11 protein-coding genes are annotated in these 17,457 nt (G+C 71.2%); 9 read left to right on the forward strand and 2 right to left on the reverse strand.

Annotated elements, in window-relative coordinates:
- The first annotated feature begins 298 nt into the window (after positions 1-298).
- From AMK21_RS32510 to AMK21_RS32535, 6 genes are all read left to right on the forward strand, one after another.
- Positions 299-1,531 (forward strand): cytochrome P450 family protein, encoded by a 1,233-nt coding sequence (locus AMK21_RS32510; protein WP_073882745.1) that lies wholly within the window; start codon positions 299-301, stop codon positions 1,529-1,531.
- A gap of 482 nt (positions 1,532-2,013) precedes the next feature.
- Complete coding sequence (locus AMK21_RS32515; RefSeq protein WP_073882746.1) at positions 2,014-5,172, forward strand: non-ribosomal peptide synthetase; 3,159 nt, start codon at positions 2,014-2,016, stop codon at positions 5,170-5,172.
- The gene (gene cmdF, locus AMK21_RS32520) at positions 5,169-6,788 is read left to right on the forward strand and encodes a tyrosine 2,3-aminomutase (RefSeq protein ID WP_073882747.1); all 1,620 of its coding nucleotides are present in this window, start codon (positions 5,169-5,171) and stop codon (positions 6,786-6,788) included. The genes AMK21_RS32515 and cmdF overlap by 4 nt, the downstream gene beginning before the upstream one ends.
- Positions 6,789-6,841: 53 nt before the next feature.
- Entirely contained in the window at positions 6,842-8,371 is a 1,530-nt protein-coding gene (locus AMK21_RS32525; protein WP_073882748.1) for a 4-hydroxyphenylacetate 3-hydroxylase family protein, read from the forward strand.
- A gap of 209 nt (positions 8,372-8,580) precedes the next feature.
- Entirely contained in the window at positions 8,581-8,940 is a 360-nt protein-coding gene (locus tag AMK21_RS32530; protein WP_073882749.1) for a YciI family protein, read from the forward strand.
- 259 nt (positions 8,941-9,199) lie between these two features.
- On the forward strand, positions 9,200-10,564 hold the full coding sequence (locus AMK21_RS32535) for an FAD-binding oxidoreductase (protein WP_073882750.1): 1,365 nt from the start codon (positions 9,200-9,202) through the stop codon (positions 10,562-10,564).
- 46 nt (positions 10,565-10,610) lie between these two features.
- Here the strand turns inward: AMK21_RS32535 and AMK21_RS32540 are convergent, their stop codons facing one another.
- Entirely contained in the window at positions 10,611-12,740 is a 2,130-nt protein-coding gene (locus tag AMK21_RS32540; RefSeq protein ID WP_073882751.1) for a molybdopterin oxidoreductase family protein, read from the reverse strand.
- 265 nt (positions 12,741-13,005) lie between these two features.
- On the opposite strand from AMK21_RS32540, the gene AMK21_RS32545 reads away from it, so the two are divergent.
- Both AMK21_RS32545 and AMK21_RS32550 read left to right on the forward strand, forming a co-directional pair.
- Positions 13,006-14,586: a class I SAM-dependent methyltransferase gene (locus AMK21_RS32545; protein ID WP_073882752.1), complete on the forward strand. Its 1,581-nt coding sequence runs from the start codon at positions 13,006-13,008 to the stop codon at positions 14,584-14,586.
- A gap of 3 nt (positions 14,587-14,589) precedes the next feature.
- Positions 14,590-15,951, forward strand: a complete 1,362-nt coding sequence (locus AMK21_RS32550; RefSeq protein ID WP_073882753.1) for an extracellular solute-binding protein — start codon at positions 14,590-14,592, stop codon at positions 15,949-15,951.
- Between the two features lie 23 nt (positions 15,952-15,974).
- Here AMK21_RS32550 and AMK21_RS37260 read toward each other — a convergent pair whose 3' ends face one another.
- Complete coding sequence (locus AMK21_RS37260) at positions 15,975-16,688, reverse strand: IS3 family transposase (RefSeq protein ID WP_107430030.1); 714 nt, start codon at positions 16,686-16,688, stop codon at positions 15,975-15,977.
- 156 nt (positions 16,689-16,844) lie between these two features.
- Between AMK21_RS37260 and AMK21_RS32560 the strand changes: the two genes are divergently transcribed.
- Positions 16,845-17,024: a hypothetical protein gene (locus AMK21_RS32560; protein WP_143194910.1), complete on the forward strand. Its 180-nt coding sequence runs from the start codon at positions 16,845-16,847 to the stop codon at positions 17,022-17,024.
- Positions 17,025-17,457: the final 433 nt, after the last annotated feature.

Genomic DNA, 17,457 nt, shown 5'->3' on the forward strand with positions numbered 1-17,457 from the left:
GGCCACTGTACGAGATCCGGCGAAGGTCGCCCGGGGGCCACGAGGAGCGCGCCGGCAAACCGTGCTCCAGCTCGCGACCTGCGGTTTGTGAGTAATTCCGGTGCGGGAGAGACCGGTTGGGGCGACAGGCGGACGCTGCCGGTCCGCCCGGGCCCGCGCATCCGGACAACGACCGGCACCCGCCTCACCGCGACCGGCCCGTTCGACAGGAGCCGAGTCCGCACCGTCGAAGACGCCCCCCGGGTGCACCCCCGCACACCATGGGAGCGGTACCCATCCGTCCCCACAGGAGGCAGACGTGGACGACGAGCTCTTCGTCATCGATCCGGCCGGGACCGACATCCACGGCGAGGCGGCCCGACTCCGGGCCCGCGGGCCGGTCACCCGGGTGCTGCTGCCCGGCGGAGTCGAGGCCTGGTCGGTGACCGGCTATCACGCCGCCCGGCAGGTCCTGGCGGACGAGCGGTTCGCCAAGAACGCCCGGCGGCACTGGCCCGCGTACATGGAGGGCACCCTCGGCCCGGACTTCCCGCTGATCGTCTGGGCTCGGATGGACAACATGTCCACCGCGGACGGTGAACCGCACGCCCGCCAACGACGCCTTGTCACCGGTGCGTTCAGCCCGCGGCGGATCGCCATGCTGCGACCGCGGGTCCAGCGGATCGTGACACACGCGCTCGACGAACTGGCCGACCACGCGGCCCAGCGGCCCGGCGAGCCGGTCGACCTCAAGGTGCGGTACGCGCACCCGGTGGCCTCGCGGGTGATCGGCGAACTGCTCGGCGTGCCCGACGGCGACCCGGACGGCATCCTGGACCGCGCCGGATACGTCGAGCCGAACCCGCAGAAGGCAGCAGTGGAGTTCGCCGCGCTGCGGAGCAAGATCGAGGCCCTGGTCGCGCACAAGCGCCGGGAACCGGGGGAGGACCTGATCAGCGACCTCGTCGCGGCCGAGCCGGGCGGTTGCCCGGTGACCGGGGCGGGCGGCGGGTCCGACGCCGAACTGGTCGGCCTGGCCCAGCTGATGCTCAACACCGGCGCCGAACCGGCCAGGAACCTCATCACGAACACCGCGCTGGCGCTGCTCACCTGGCCCGGCCAGCGCGCCCTGGCGGCGGGCGGCGAGGTGGACTGGGACGACGTGGTGGAGGAGACGCTGCGCACCGACGCACCGGTGGCGCACCTGCCGTTCCGGTTCGCGACGCAGGACGTCACGATCGCCGGCGTGACCATCTCCCGGGGCGACCCGGTGGTGGTCGGCTACGCCGCGACCGGCCGCGATCCCGAACTCCACGGCGACGCCGCGGGGGAGTTCGACGCCCGGCACGCGGACAAGCGGCACGTGGCCTTCGGCCACGGTGTCCACCGCTGCGTCGGCCCGGCGCTGACCCGGATGGAGGTGCGCATCGCGGTGGAGGAGCTGTTCACGCGCTTCCCCCGGCTGCGGCTGGCGGTGGAGCCGGGCGAACTGGCCGGCCAGGGCACCTTCATCATGAACGGCCGACTCGAACTGCCGGTCCATCTACGGTGAGGACGAGCGACCCCTCCACGCACTGACACGGCGTCATGCCCACCCCGGGGAAACCGGATCCACCGACCGGACCACGCCGACACGGAGCTGACGGGCCACCGGCAGAGCGGCGAGGGCCGGGCCCCCGGCGGACGGGTGGACGAGCCGGTGCGACGGCGGACCGCCGGCGGCGACGAACGGTCCGACGAACGTGGCATCGCCACCGCCGGGGAAGAGGGAGACAGCCGCCGAGCCCGCCGTCCGCGCCTCGTGATCGCAACCGGGCGGGCCGATGGGCGACGGCGCCGGGCCATGCCGGCGTCATACCCAGAACCGATGCGGGGGACGGCGACGACAGCCGCACTCCAGGAGATGCCGCTGCTGGAAGCGGTCGTCATTGTGTAGTCAGGGAGCCTCTCGCCGCGCACCGAAAGTTCCGGTGCGGCGCGGTGTGCGGTCTGCCCGATCCCCCTGCGGCGCCGAGTGATCGATGGAGGCTGTCCATGACCGACCCCGCGTACCGGCATGTGCCGGCGACCGACGTGCAGCAAGGGCTGTGGCTGCTGCGTGCACTCGGCCAGGAGCCGGCGCCGCGAAGCCGAACGTACCGGGTGGCCGGCAACCTGGACGTGGCCGCATTGGCAGTGGCGTGGCGGTCGCTCGTGGACCGGCACGAGCACCTGCGATCGGCCCTGGTGCTGCTGGACGGCATACCGGTGCGGAGGGTCTGGGCGCGTTCCGGGCCCCAGGCGTTTGTGCTGCGCGAGACGGACGGCGGACCAGCGGACCAGGGGGAGCCGGGGCCGGCCGACAGCGGATCGGACCCGGCCGGCATGCCGGGGGCACAGATGACGGTCACACGCTGCGGGCCCCAGGAGCACCGGGTCCGGTTGGCGGTCCCCGGCGCGTTCGCCGACGAGGACTTCCTGGACACGCTGGTCGAAGAACTGACCGAACTGTCCGCGGGAAGAGCGCTCCTGACACCGGCTCCCCACAGCGGGACGACCGCCGCGGAGGCCGAACCCCCCGAGGCGTTGGCCTGGTGGGTCGACACGTTGAAAACGCTGCCGGGCGAACTCCCCCTGCCCGCGGACCGCCCGCGTCCGGATCGGGCCTCGGGACGGTGGGCAACGGTCGGCGCCCCGGCTGACCCGGACCTCGGCCGCACCGTCGCACGCTGTGCCGAAGCCCGCCGCAGCACCCCGTACGTCGTGATGCTCACCGCGTTCCAGGTCCTCCTGCACCGCTACACCGGCGCCGACCGGGTGGCTGTCGCGGTACCGGTCTCGCAGGGCGGGGCGGGCACGGCGACCAACGTCCTGATTCTGCCGGCCGACATCCGGGCGCAGCAGAGCTTCGACGACATCCTCGGGCGCGGCACGGCACTGGCCGCCCAGGCGATGGCACGGCGTACCGTTCCGCTGGCGCGAGTGCTCGGGGCGCTGCCGGTCGTCCGCGACGCGCGACGGGTGCCGTTGGGCGATGTCGTGTTCGACTACCGGGAGCGGCCCGAGACCGTGCTGACGATTCCCGGTGCGGCCGTCGAACCCTGCCGGGAACACACCGGCCCGATACCGGCCGACCTGGTGCTGCGAGTCGACGACAGCGGCAGCGGACCGGCCGTCACCGTGCTCTACGACGCCGACCAGTTCGAGCCGGAGACCGCCCGGATGATCCTGCGGCAGTTCCGTACGCTCCTTCGGCACGCCGCCCTGGCTCCGGACACCACCGTCGCCGAGCTGGCGCTCGACAGCCCCGGCAGAGCGGCACGCACCGCCGACGAGGCCGACCCGCGGGCCGACGACGGCGCCCCCGAACACACGGTCGTGGAGGCGATCAGGAGGCGCGCCTCGCACGACCCGGACGCGGTGGCCGTCGACGGTCCCGACGGCACACTGACCTACCGCTCCCTGTACGCCACCGCGCTGCGGGTCGCCCAGGACCTGCGGGCCGGTGATCCGGTCGTGGTGCGGCTGCCCGTGGGCGTGCGTCAATACGCCGCACTGCTCGGGGTGCTGTCGGCCGGCGCACACCTGTGCTGGTTCGGGACCGCCGACAACGGGGACCGCGGCCGGGCAGTCCTCAAGGCGCTGAAACCGGCGGCGATGCTGGTGGACCCCGGAACGACCGCAGCCCCAGGAGCTGCCGTCCCCGACCCCGACGAACTCCTCGACCACTACCGCACCACCATCGGCGGTCAGGTCCTCACGGTGGGAGAGCCTGACCCGGAGCCGCGAGCATCCCCACCCTCCCCGCCCCCCAGGCTCACCGACCGCGCCTACGTCGCCTTCACCTCCGGCACCACCGGCGTCCCCAAAGGCATCGCGCACACGCACGCCGCCCTCGCGCAGTTCACCGCGTGGATGGCCGCCCAGTTCGATATCGGCCCCGGCGTACGCGTCGCGCAATGGGTGGCCGCCGAACACGACCCCGCCCTGGCCGAGACGTTCGCGGCGCTCGGATCGGGCGCCACGCTGTGCCCGGTGCCCGAGAAGATCCGTGCCAACCCCGAACGCCTCCTGGACTGGCTCGCCGCCGAACGCATCGCCGTACTCCAGACCGTGCCGAGCTTCGCCCGCGAACTGCTCCGCGTCCTCACCGAGCGCCGCTCCGCCGAAGAACTGGGCGCACTCAGGACCCTGCTGCTGATGGGCGAAGCACTGCCCGGCGATCTCGCCGACGGACTGCTGGCCACGCTGCCACTGGTCCGCGTCGCCAACCTCTACGGCCCGACCGAGACCGTCGCCGCGACCTGGCACCCCGTTCACCGAAGGCCGGCACACCTCACCCGCGCCGCAAGCACCGCATCGGCCGGTACACCCGCGAAGCCCGCCACCGCCCCGGTCCCCATAGGACGCCCCATCCCCGGACGCGGCGTCCTCGTCGTCGACGAATCGGACCGCCCCTGCCCCGCCGGTGTCACCGGCGAACTGGTCATCACCGGCCCCTACGTCGCCCACGGCTACCTTGCCGACCACGACCACGCCGCCTTCACCCGCCTCCCGCACATCGACACACCCTGCTACCGCACCGGCGACCTCGCCCGCCGCCGCCCCGACGGCACCCTCGAATACCGAGGCCGCAAGGACAGCCAGATCAAGCTCTACGGCAGCCGGCTGGAACTCACCGACGTCGAAGCAGCCCTGTCCGGGCACCCCACCGTCGCCGACTGCGCCGTCATCGCCGACCCCGACCACGACGGCCTGGCCGCCCGCCTGGTGGTCTGCGTCGTCCCGCACAGATCACCCGACGGCGAGCCGCAGGGCTCACCCAGCGAGTGGCGCACCCACCTGCGCCGACGCTTCGGCCGCTCGCTGCTCCCGGCCCTGTACCGCACCCTGGACCGTCTCCCGCGTACCGTCACCGGCAAGGTCGACCGACCGCTGCTGGCGCGCACCGTCGCCGCCGCCGAGCGCGATGCCGCGGCCCGGCGCCCCGCCGCCGGAACCGAGGCAGACCTCGCCGCGATCTGGGCGGACCTGCTCGGCACCCCGCCGGCCCACGCCGACCAGAGCTTTTTCGCCGTCGGCGGCACCTCCCTGTTGGTCCCCCAGCTGCTGCACCAGGTGCGGCAGCGCTTCACGGCCGACGTGACCGTCCCCCAGTTCTACGCACATCAGAGCCTGGCTGCCCTGGCGGCTCTGGTCGACCGAACCCGATGAAGGAGTACCTCGTGCCCACCACCCCCATCGGCGCTCCAGCCGTCCTGGACGGCGAGACGCTCGACATCCCTGCTGTCCGCCGCGTTGCCGAGCAACGGGCCGAGGTGACGCTGACGCCCCAGTCGCTGGCCAAGGCCGGCAAGAGCCGCGCGGTGTTCGAGGACGTGGTCCGCGCCGGCACCCCGGTCTACGGCGTCACCACCGGCTACGGCGAGATGATCTACATGCTCGTCGACCCCTCACGGGAGACCGAGCTGCAGACCAACCTCGTCCGCAGCCACAGTGCCGGCGTCGGTCCCTACTTCCCCCACGACCAGGCACGTGCGATCGTCGCCGCACGCCTCAACGCCCTGGCGAAAGGCTACTCGGCGGTCCGGCCGGAGATCTTGGAGCGGCTGGCCCTGTACCTCAACTCCGACCTGATACCGGCGATCCCGGAGATCGGCTCGCTGGGCGCCAGCGGAGACCTGGCCCCCCTGGCGCATGTGGCCTCCACCATCATCGGCGAAGGCTACTTCCTGGGCCCCGAGGGCCGACGGCCGGTAGCCCCGGTGCTGCGCTCGCACGGGATCACGCCGCTGGAGCTGAAGTTCAAGGAGGGCCTGGCGCTGATCAACGGCACCTCGGCCATGACCGGGCTGGGCGCGCTCGTCGTCGACCGGTCGCTGGAACAGGTCCGGCACGCCGAGATCGTCTCGGCGCTGCTGGTGGAGGCGATGCGCGGGTCGATGGGGCCGTTCCAGCCCGAGGGCCACGACATCGCCCGGCCCCACCCCGGCCAGATCGACACCGCGGCGAACATGCGGGCCCTGCTGCGAGGCAGCGGGCTCACCGTGGAGCACTCGGACCTGCGCCGCCAGGTCGCCGCGGCCAAGGACGACGGGGACGTCACCCGCACCGAGATCTACCTGCAGAAGGCCTATTCGCTGCGGGCGATGCCACAGGTGCTGGGCAGTGTCCGGGACACCCTGACACACGCCACGGCCCGGATACAGACCGAACTCAACTCCGCCAACGACAACCCCCTGTTCTTCGAGGACCACGAGGTCTTCCACGGCGCGAACTTCCACGGCCAGCCGGTGGCCTTCGTGATGGACTTCACCACGATCGCCCTGACCCAGCTCGGCGTACTGGCCGAGCGGCAGCTCAACCGGGTCCTGAACCGGCACCTGAGCTACGGCCTGCCCGAGTTCCTGGTGGCCGGCGACCCCGGGCTGAGCAGCGGGTACGCCGGTGCGCAGTATCCGGCCACGGCACTGGTCGCCGAGAACCGGACGATCGGCCCGGCCAGCACCCAGAGCGTGCCGTCCAACGGCGACAACCAGGACATCGTCAGCATGGGCCTGATCGCGGCCCGAAACGCCCGGCGGGTGCTGGCCAACAACCAGCACATCCTGGCCGTGCAGTTCCTGGCAGCGGCCTCGGCGGTGGACGTCTCCGGACGCTACGACGGCCTGGGACCGGCCGGCCGCGCCGCCTACGACGCGGTGCGCTCGCTCGTGCCGCCGCTGAACGAGGACCGGTACATGGCTGACGACATCGAGACCGTCGCCGCCGCCCTGACCCGCGGCGAGTTCATCACCGCCGTCGAGGACTGCGGCGTGGAACTGCGCTGACACCGGCGTCCGCCGGCCCCGGGCCCGGCGACCGACAGGAAGGCAGGACAGCAATGGCCACTCGGCCGATGACCGGCGAGGAGTACGTGGAAAGCCTTCGCGACGCTCGCGAGGTCTACGTATACGGCGAACGTGTCAAGGACGTCACCACACACCCGGCGTTCCACAACCCGGTGCGCATGACCGCCCGGCTCTACGACGCCCTGCACGACGACCGCTACCGCGACGTGCTGACCTGCCCGGTCGACGGCGGCGGCGACGGGTACACCCACCGCTTCTTCACCACGCCGCGCAGCGCCGATGACCTGGTCGCCGCCCAGGGCGCGATCGCGGCCTGGGCCCGGCTGAGCTACGGCTGGATGGGCCGAAGCCCCGACTACAAGGCCTCCTTCCTCGGCACCCTCGGCGCCAACGCCGACTTCTACGGGCCCTACGCCGACAACGCCCGGCGCTGGTACCGCGAGTCGCAGGAGAAGGTCCTGTTCTGGAACCATGCCATCGTGCATCCCCCTGTCGACCGCGACCGGCCGCCGGACGAGGTCGCCGACGTGTTCGTGCACGTCGAGGCCGAGACCGACGCGGGACTGGTGGTCAGCGGCGCCAAGGTGGTGGCCACCGGCTCGGCCCTGGCCCACTACAACTTCATCGCGCACTACGGACTGCCGATCCGCAAGCGTGAGTTCGCGCTGGTGGCCACCGTGCCGATGGACGCCCCCGGCGTGAAACTGATCTGCCGGCCTTCCTACACCGCGACCGCGGCCGTGGCCGGCAGCCCCTTCGACTACCCGCTGTCCTCACGGCTGGACGAGAACGACACGATCCTTGTGATGGACAAGGTGCTGATCCCCTGGGAGAACGTCTTCATCTACGGCGACCTGGGCAAGGTACAGATGTTCACCGCCCGCTCCGGCTTCCCCGAGCGGTTCACCTTCCACGGCTGCATCCGGCTCGCGGTGAAGCTGGAGTTCCTGGCCGGCCTGCTGTCCAAAGCGCTGCAGATCACCGGAACGCGGGACTTCCGCGGCGTCCAGAGCCGACTGGGCGAGGTGCTGGCCTGGCGGAACCTGTTCTGGGGGCTGTCCGACGCGGCCGCGCGCAACCCGGTGCCGTGGAAGGACGGAGCGGTGCTCCCCAACGGGGACTACGGGATGGCTTACCGGTGGTTCATGCAGGTCGGCTACCCCCGAATCCGGGAGATCATCCTGCAGGACGTGGCCAGCGGGCTGATCTACGTCCCCTCCAGCGCCGAGGACTTCCGCAACCCGCAGACGCGGCCGTACCTGGACAAGTACGTCCGCGGCTCGGGCGGGGCCACCTCCATGGAACGGGTCAAGCTCATGAAACTGCTGTGGGACGCCATCGGCAGCGAGTTCGGCAGCCGACACGAGCTGTACGAGCGCAACTACTCGGGCAACCACGAGAACACCCGGGTCGAGCTGTACGCCAGTCAGCTGGCCTCCGGCCAGCTGGCCGGCTACGAGAAGTTCGCCGAGCAGTGCATGTCCGAGTACGACCTGGACGGTTGGACGGTCCCGGACCTGGAGTCCTTCCCGGACCTCAAGAGTCTGATCAACCGGCCCTGACACCACGGTCCGCAGAGGGAATCCAGAGGGCTCCATGGAGGGCACGGACACGCCGGCGCGACAGGAACCGCTCTGCCGCGCCGGCGACGACGCACGGCCGGTGAGCGGCCCGGCGAAAAGTTCCGCACGCGGTGTCCGGTTCCCCGGGACGGCTCCGACCCATAGGTGGGAGCGCCCACCCCGGGCGCCCGATCGCGAGGAGCCCGACGATGAAGTACATGCTGCTGATCAACCTGAACCCGAAGGCCAACGAGGCGCTGACCGAGGAGCAGCAGGCCGCCGTGGGCGCCGCCCACGAGAAGCTGATGGCCCTCACCAAGGAGGCCGGCGAGCTCGTCGCCGCGGAGGCACTGAGCGAGCCCGCCAAGACCACCGTGGTCCGGGTGCGCGACGGCAGGACGGCCACTTCCGAAGGCCCGCTGGTCGATGCCGAGGAGTACTTCTGCGGCTACTACATCGTCGACGTGGCCGACAAGGCACGTGCGGTCGAGCTCGCCGCCATGATCCCTGACGCCCAGTGGTCCGCCGTCGAGGTCCGGCCGTTCTTCGAGATGCCCGAGGAGGGCTGAGAAGCCGGTGGAGCCCGGCCGGCGGCGGTCATCCCCCGCCGGCCACGCCGGCGGCCCCCCGGGCCATGACGCGGGGGGCCGATACCGGCCATGGGGTCCCTGGCCGCGGATGCCCCCCTGGATGACCCCCTCCAGACCGTCCCACCGCGCAAAACCCGCACGCCGCCACATGTCCTGATCCGCGCTTCGGCTCCGACCGACAGGTATAGGAAGAGGACAGCGCCGACGGGTGCTGCTCAACGGAAGAAGAGAGACCACCATGAACAGCGACTTGGACCCCGCGGACATCGCGCGCCTGCGGGCCGAAGTCACCGGTGAGGTTTTCGTGCCGGGCGACTACGGATACGACGAGCTCACCGATCTGATCGTCCACACCGGGCACCCGGCCGTGATCATCCTGGTCCGCAGCAACGAGGACGTGGCCCGCGGCATAGCCTTCGCGACCGAACACGACCTGGAGATCTCCACCCGCAGCGGTGGCCACAGCAACGCCGGCTTCAGCACCAACGTCGGCGGCCTGGTCCTGAACCTGTCACACCTGGACTCCATCGAGATGGTGGACGAGTCCGAGCGCCTGGTCCGCCTCGGCGCCGGCGCGCAATGGGACCAGGTCGCGACCGCGCTGCAGCCGTACGGCCTGGCCTTCACCTCCGGCGACACCACCAGCGTGGGCGTCGGCGGCCTGCTGATCGGCGGCGGCATCGGCTGGCTGGCCCGTAAGTACGGCCTGGCTCTGGACAACCTCGTGGCCGCGGAGGTCGTGACAGCCGACGGCCGCGTCCTGCCGGCCAGCGCCGAGGAGAACCCGGACATCTTCTGGGCGATCCGCGGCGGCGGCGGCAACTTCGGCGTGGTGACCTCCTTCACCGTCGTGGCGCAGCCGGCCCCACAGGTCTTCTTCGGCCAGATCTCCTTCGCCCCCGACGAGACCGCCACCGTCCTGCGCGGCTGGGCGGCGCACATGGACTCCGCCCCCGAAGAGCTCACGGCCACCGCCATGTGCTGGCCGACCTTCGGCGAAGCCGCCCCGCCCCTGGCCATCATGGTCTGCTACGCCGGCGAGGACGAAGCGGCCGCCAACTCGGCCATCGACCCGATCCGCAAACTCGGCACTGTCGTGGACGACCAGGTCCGCCCGATGCCCTACGGGGACGTCCTCCAGCCCGCAGGCGACCTCCCCCCGGGCTGGCGCCCACGGGTGCGCAACCGCCTCACCCCGGCCCTGACCGCGGACCTGGTCACCACGATCCTCACCGAACAGGCCACCCTCGAGAACCTGTACGTCGAGATCCGCAGCATCGGCGGCGCCCTGAACCGGGTGCCCCAGGACGCGACCGCGTTCCCCCACCGTTCCACCCAGGCAATGGTGATGGGCGTGCTGCTCGGCTCCCCGGAAGGCAACGAGCCGCTGCTACCCGCCTACGAGGCGTTCTGGTCCGCGTTGGCCCCCTCGATGTCCGGCGCCTACAGCGGCTTCCTGAGCGACATCCTCCCGGCGGACGTCGACGCGGTGTACCCGCAGCAGGTGTACGGACAACTGGCGGCGCTGAAGCGCGAGTACGACCCCCGCAACATCTTCCACCTGAACCTCAACGTCCTCCCGGCCGAAGCCGACCAGGCCTGATCCTCACGGCGCCGTGCCCCGCGCACGGCGCCGTGAGGCATCCCCCTCACACCGGCAGCACTCTCACCGGTACCCCGTTGAACACCGCGTTCCCCGACACCGGGTCCATCACCAGCTCATCGGTCAGCGCGTTCGCGTTGACACCGGCGTTCCTGCGCGCCACCGACTGCCCGGTGTCCTTGTGGCCCCACCCGTGCGGCAGACTCACCACCCCCGGCATGATCGTCTCGGTGGCCTCCACCGACACCTCGACCTCCCCGGCCGCGGATTGCACCCGCGCCCGCTCCCCGAGGCCGAAGCGGGCCACGTCCCGCGGATGGATCTGCAGCGTGCACCGGTTGCTGCCACCGACCAGCGAAGGCACGTTGTGCATCCAACTGTTGTTCGAGCGCAGATGCCGGCGTCCGATCAGCACCATCTCCGGCGCCGGGTCCCGCAGCCGACCCAGCAGACGCGGCACGTCGGCGGCCAACGGCCCCGGCACCAGGTCGACCTTCCCCGACGCCGTACACAGGATCTCCGGCAGCCGCGGCTGGAGCGGACCGAGATCCAGCCCGTGCGGAGCCTGGCGCATCGCCTCCAGCGACAGACCGTAGCCCCCCAGCTTCAGCAGCGCGTCCAGTATGCGCTCGGTCCCGTCGGCCCCCTCCAGGCCGTCACGCAGCTCCGGTGCGGCCGCGAGCAGCTGCCCCAGCAGCACCTCCTCGCACACCTCGGGGCCGAGGTCGGGGCCCTGACCACTCAGGATCAGCAACAGCTTGGCCAGGATCGCCGTCTCGGACCGTTGCTCCTCACCCAACGGCAGCACCGGCGGGGAGAAACGAGCGTAGTTGCGGACCATGATGATCTGCACCAGGAAGTCGAAGTGCGGGCTCTGCAGGATCCGCGGCGGCGGCAGGATCACGTTCGCGTGCCGGGTCGTCTCGTTCACGTAGGGGTCGACGCACACCATGAAGTCCAGCCCGGACAGGGCCCGCGCCAGACGCGGGGCACCCGGCGCGGACAGCGCCGGGTTGCCCCCTACTGTGACCAGGGCCCGGATCTGCCCGTCCCCGGGTGTCTCGATCTCATCGGCCATCGTGGCGACCGGGAACTCCCCGAGGACCTCCGGCAGACCGCGCACCCTGCTGCGCCACGCGCCGGTGGCGAACGGCTGCCCGCTGCGGAAGATCTCCAGCCCCGCGGTCTTGGCGAACATGACGCCGCCGGCCCGGTCCAGGTTCCCGGTCAGAACATTGATCACGTCGACCAGCCACTGCGCCGTCGAGCCGAACTCGGCGGTGCAGGTGCCGATCCGGGCGTAGACGGACGCCGACGGCGCCGCCGCGACCTCCCGCGCCAGCCGCACTGTCGTCGCCGCCGGCACCCCACAGGCCCGCTCCACCACCTGAGGCGTGAAGTCACTTGCCAGGGACATGAGTTCGGTGAGCCCGGTGACCTCCATGTCCAGAGAGGTCAGCTCCTCCGCCAGTAGCGTGTGCACGATACCGAACAACAGGTACGCATCCGTCCCGGGGCGGATGAACAGGTGCTCGTCAGCGAGCTCGGCAGTTCGGGTACGCCGCGGATCGACGACCACCACCTTGCCGCCGCGCTCCTGCAAAGCCCGCAGACGGCCTTTGAAGTCCGGCGCCACGCACAGCGAGCCGTTGGACTCCACCGGGTTCGCCCCGAGGATCAGCATGTAGTCGGTGCGGTCGAGGTCCGGGACGGCCACGGCCATCGGATCGCCGAACATCAGGCCACTGGACACGTGCTTGGGCATCTGGTCGATGGTGCTGGCCGAATACACGTTGCGGCTGCCGAGGGCCTGGGTCAGCGGCTGCCGGTACAGGAACCCGGCCATGGTGTGGAACGTCGGGTTGCCGAAGTACAGCGCCACGGCGTCGCGGCCGTGCGCCGCCGTGATCTCGCCGAGCCCGCGGTGCACCTCGGCGAACGCCTCCTCCCAACTGGCGGGCCGCAACTGCCCGTCGACCCGGACCAGTGGACCCGCCAACCGGTCCGGATCCTCGTCGAGCTGGCCCAGCGCCGCCCCCTTCGGGCAGAGGAAACCCTTGCTGAACGGGTCGTCCTGGTCGCCCTCGACCCGCAGCACCGAGCCGCCGTCGTCCAGGGTCAACCGTAATCCGCAGGACGTCTCACACAGGGGACAGGTCCGCAGTGCAGTCTTCATGCTCGCTCCCGAGTTCGGGGTGGGCCGACGCCCGGGCGCAGCCCCGCCCGGCGGACACCCGGCCAGGGTCGTACGAGCCGTGGAAGCGGGGCGGGCAGACCTCACCGGCGTCGCGCGGTCCGATCACCTCCAGACGCTAGCAGCGGCGCCCCGCGAACCCTTCTTGCTGGATGCCAAGGGCGCGGACCGGTTGGGCACTTCCGAAGATGTCGGCCGCCGCCGGGCAGGCAATCGTGGGGCAGACCTGCAGAAGAGAGGACTCGCCATGGCTCCGAACGCCGAGCCGGCCACCGCCGCCGGACCGCTGACCGCCTTCCGTGAAGCAGACTCCGAAGCGCTGGCCGAGACGTTCAACCGCCTGGTCGGCACGTTCTGGACCGACGGAGAGCTGAACGACCCCGCCTCGGCGCAAGAAGCCGTCCCTGGTCTGCTGATCGCCTGGAAAGACGCCGACACCGCGCACCGCGGCTACCTGGCGATCGCCCTCGGCCTGCTCGTCGAGGCCGAGTACCCGGTGCTCGGCGGCCCGGTCGCCACCGCCGTGCGCCAGGGCCTGGACCCCTTCCTCGACGAGGTCCGCGGCACCACCGCCGTCACACCGCTCACCCTGGCGCTGCTGTACCTGCTCTCGCACTTCCCGGACGAGCACGCCCGCGTCCGGTCCGCATTCAGCGACGTGCCGCTGGACCCCGACGACCGGACCCGACTGGACCGCGGGCTGACCCGGCTGGACCCACTCGACCCCGACCTGGGCCGGGCCTGGCCCTCCCCGTTCGACTGGGACATCGACGAACAGGAGCGCGACTTCGACCGGGCCTGGATCAGGACCCTGACACCGGAGCAGACCACCGCGACCTGGAACGACGACACCCGCACGCTGTGGGCCACGGCCGGCGCCAAGGCCCTGTGGTCGGTGGCCAACGGAATGCCCACCCCGGTCATCGACCAGAACCCGTACTGGTCGGCCCGCCACGAGCCGGCAGCCACCGCCGACAGCGCCACGTTCGCCCGCCACGAATCCGCCCTGTGCTGCACCTCCTGCCGAAGCGCCCTCACCTTCCAGGACAAGGGCGCGCGCTGCCAGGGCTGCGCCACCTTCTACCCCGCCGGCCCCGGCGGCATCCTCGACCTGTCCCGCCGGGAGCGCTCCGGCGCCGGCGTGAGCGACGCCCCCGAGGACATCGAGGCCGACGTGCTCCAGAACGCCGCCGTGATGAGCACCGTCGGCCGGCACTACGAAGTCGCACTGCGCCCGGCCTTCCTGCGCATCATGGGCCAGAACTGGGACGGCGCAATCACACCGGCGATCGAGGACGCCTACATCGCCGACCGGCTGCGCCCGGCCGCCGCCCGCACCGATGCCCCCGTGCTGGACCTCGCCGCCGGCGCCGGCCGCTGGACCTGGGTGGTCGCCGACACCGTCGGCGCCGACCGGGTCATCGCCCTGGACCTCAACGACGCCATGCTCCACTGGCTGCGCGGCCGACTGCCGCACGTGGCCGCGGTCCGGGCCAGCGCCCTTGAGCTGCCCGTCGCCAACAGCAGCCTGTCCGCCGTCAACTGCTGGAACGCCCTGCAGGCGATGCCGGACGCCTCCCAGGCGATCGCCGAGATCGGCCGCTGCCTGAGGCCAGGCGGCACACTGACCCTGATGACCTTCCGCTGGGCCGACGACCCGGTGTACCGCTACTTCCAACGCTCACACATCTTCCCCGCCCGGCCCGAGGGCTACCTCCTGTTCGAGCCGCAGGAGATCCGCGCCTGGCTGGCCGCCGCCGGGTTGAGCGTGGTCGAGGAGTCCGGGCCGGGGACGTTCGTGTTCATCACCGCGAAGCGGGAGGGCTGAGGCATGGGGGGTGATGCCGGCCGGATCGTCGTCGACATACTCCTCGCCGACCACCCGTTCGAGGGCTTCCTGGACCCCGTGCGCCGACGGGCCGCGGAGTTCGGCGCGGCACATCCCGACTACGAGGTCCGCATCTCGACGTACCGGTACTGGACCGAGACCGGCCGCGAGGACTTCATCCGCATCCTGGACCAGGGCCGGGTCCCGGCGCTCGTCGACGTCTTCTTCACCGAGACCCAGCACGCCCGCGACGCGGTCGCCGCGACCGGCGGACCGCTGTTCATCCCGGTGCAGCGCGCGATCGGCGAACGCCGGCAGATTCTCGGCGAGCCGGTGGTCATCGACGACCTCGTCGACAGCGCACGCCGCTACTACAGCTACGACGGCGAACTGGTATCGATGCCGTTCAGCGTTTCCACGGGCCTGCTGTACGCGAACATGACGATGCTGCGGGCGGCCGGAATCACCGAGGTGCCGCAGGACTGGGACGGCTTGGAGGCCGCCTGCCGGGCTGTCGTGCAGACCGACGCCGGCCCTTCACACGCCATCACGTGGGCCGTCGACGGCTGGTTCTTCCAGGGCGCCCTCTGCCAGCAGGGCGGCCTGCTGGCCGACCACGCCAACGGCCGGTCCGGCCGGGCCGGGAAGGTGGACCTGGCCTCCGAGGAATCCTTGGCCTATGTCACGTGGTGGCAGCGGCTGCACAAAGACGGCCTGTACCTCCACACCGGCCAGGGCCAGGACTGGGCGGGGACGTTCAAGGCCTTCGTCGAAGGACGGGTGGCGTTCCTCTGCAACTCCTCCGTGATGGCCCAGTCCGTGGTCTCGGCCGGGGCACAGGCGGGGATCGAGGTCGTCGCCGACGGCCTGCCACGCAACGGCACCGTGCCCTACTCCGGCGACGTCCTGGGCGGCGACTCCCTGTTCCTGGCCGCCGGGCTGCCACCGGAGGTGGAAGACGGCGCCCTGGCATTCCTGCAGTACCTCCTCAATCCGGAAGGGGCCGCCGCCTGGCACAAGTCCAGCGGCTTCATCCCGGTGACCCACGGCTCGCACCGCCTACTGGAAGCGGAAGGCTGGTTCGCCGAGAAGCCGCACCACCTGCAGGCGCCGAAGCAACTCGACGCCTCCACCGGAACACCGGCCGCGACCGGCGCGCTGGTCGGCGAACTCGCGAACACGCACGCCGACCTGGTCGAGGCGATGAGAGACGTACTGGAGCGGGACGCCGACCCCGTGAGGCGCTTTGCGCAGGCGACGGTCGCGGCACAGCAACGGCTGGACGACTACAACAGACGGACCGCCGAACGGCACGCGGCGCACTGGCCCAAAGCCGCTGCACGGCCACCCGGCACGTCGGGCTGAACCGCCCCGGGTCGTTGGAGATCTCAGTTGGCGGCTGTGAGCTGGGGTTTCGTGGTTCCTCGGTAGTAATTGGCTTCGTATTCGACGGGCGGAATATGCCCTGTCCCACCGTGCAGTCGACGGTGGTTGTACCAGTGACCCACTCGGCGGTGGCGAGCTCGACGTGCGAGAGCGCCTTCCAGGGTCGCTGGCGCTTGATGACTTCCGTCTTGAACAGGCCGATCGTCGACTCCATGAGCGCGTTGCCGTCTCGGTCGCGCTGCCACAGCCCCATGTCCAGTGCGTCCGGAACGAGTTGTGTCCCCTTCGGCATCGACGCGGACCAGCCGACGATGCGACGCGAGAGGGTGTCCACGACGAACGCGACGTAGATGACGCCCGACCCGGCCGCGACGTGCCTGAAATCGGCGACCCAGGTCCGGCTCGGGGCCGGGGCGACGAAGTCCTGGTCGAGCAGGTCCGGGGCCCGGGCGGCGGCCGGATCCGGCATGGTGGATCACCTTCTTGCCGCGGACGGCGCCGGCGAGGCCGAGCTCGCGCATCAGACGCTCGATCGTGCAGCGGGCCACCTCGTGGCCCTGCCGGTTGAGCGGTCGAGTGCGGTTCGCCGGACGGTACCTGCGCGCCTTGGTGCCGCTTCCTCCATCGTGCTGTGCGGCACCACCAACGCGCCCTGAACCGCTCTCGCGCTGCTGTCGCTGCCCTACCCCGGGACGCAAGGGGTGCAGGTGCTCCACGATCCGCGCTCGATCACTCCCGACTCTTGAAGGACGTGCCCGTCATGACGACGATCGACGCCACCCCGATGCCCGACCCGGCCCTTCCCGGACCCCGTGCCGGCCCCGGTACCGCCCGTCTTCGCTCTGCGGGCTGTGCTCCTCCTTGCGGTGGGCATGTTCGTGTTCGTCCCCGCCACCATCGCCTTGGTCTTCTTCATGCTGGACCGCCCGAACGTGCGGGACTCGATGGACGCCACGGGCTCGTTCCTCGGCGGGACCGCCGGATGGGGCGCTCTGATCCTGTCGCTTGTCCTGTGCGTCCTCCAGGCGTACCGGGACCGGCCCTCTCCGTGACCAGCCACACCCCGGGCACGCCCAACGTCGCGGGGTGCCCGGGCGGCAGGCCCGGCACCCAGGCTTTAGCTGGCGCCGGAGGGCCAGCTGCGCACCACGGCCGGGCGGCTTCCCGCTGGGGCAGCATCGGGCGTGTGCTCATGCATCCCCCCGCACTCTCCGGCACGAGATCGTCCCACCCGGCTGTACGCGCCCGTACATGCAGGTGAAGCCGATGCCCGCCTGAAACCTTGGCGATCAGCTTCACACTGCCTCCAGTCTCCCTCCGCTGCACCGCTCGGGCCTGTGCCCCTCCAGTGGTCCGCCGGCCCCGCTGCTCTCGGCCCTGGGAATGGTGGTGGGCCGGGCGGCGGCCAGCGCTCTGGACTCCGCCCGGCATCGCCGTGTGGCTCTGGCCGGCGGTGGTGGTGTTGCTAGTAGTGCTTGGTCATGT

This window comes from Streptomyces sp. CB00316 (assembly GCF_001905595.1).
Classification (GTDB): Bacteria; Actinomycetota; Actinomycetes; order Streptomycetales; family Streptomycetaceae; genus Streptomyces.

Excerpts from the sequence above, each read along its gene's own strand:
- AMK21_RS32530 (WP_073882749.1), top strand. The coding sequence starts at position 8,581 with ATGAAGTACATGCTGCTGATCAACCTGAACCCGAAGGCCAACGAGGCG.
- AMK21_RS32540 (WP_073882751.1), bottom strand. The coding sequence starts at position 12,740 with ATGAAGACTGCACTGCGGACCTGTCCCCTGTGTGAGACGTCCTGCGGA.
- AMK21_RS32550 (WP_073882753.1), top strand. The coding sequence starts at position 14,590 with ATGGGGGGTGATGCCGGCCGGATCGTCGTCGACATACTCCTCGCCGAC.
- cmdF (WP_073882747.1), top strand. The coding sequence starts at position 5,169 with ATGAAGGAGTACCTCGTGCCCACCACCCCCATCGGCGCTCCAGCCGTC.
- AMK21_RS32560 (WP_143194910.1), top strand. The coding sequence starts at position 16,845 with ATGTTCGTGTTCGTCCCCGCCACCATCGCCTTGGTCTTCTTCATGCTG.
- AMK21_RS32535 (WP_073882750.1), top strand. The coding sequence starts at position 9,200 with ATGAACAGCGACTTGGACCCCGCGGACATCGCGCGCCTGCGGGCCGAA.
- AMK21_RS32545 (WP_073882752.1), top strand. The coding sequence starts at position 13,006 with ATGGCTCCGAACGCCGAGCCGGCCACCGCCGCCGGACCGCTGACCGCC.
- AMK21_RS32525 (WP_073882748.1), top strand. The coding sequence starts at position 6,842 with ATGGCCACTCGGCCGATGACCGGCGAGGAGTACGTGGAAAGCCTTCGC.
- AMK21_RS32515 (WP_073882746.1), top strand. The coding sequence starts at position 2,014 with ATGACCGACCCCGCGTACCGGCATGTGCCGGCGACCGACGTGCAGCAA.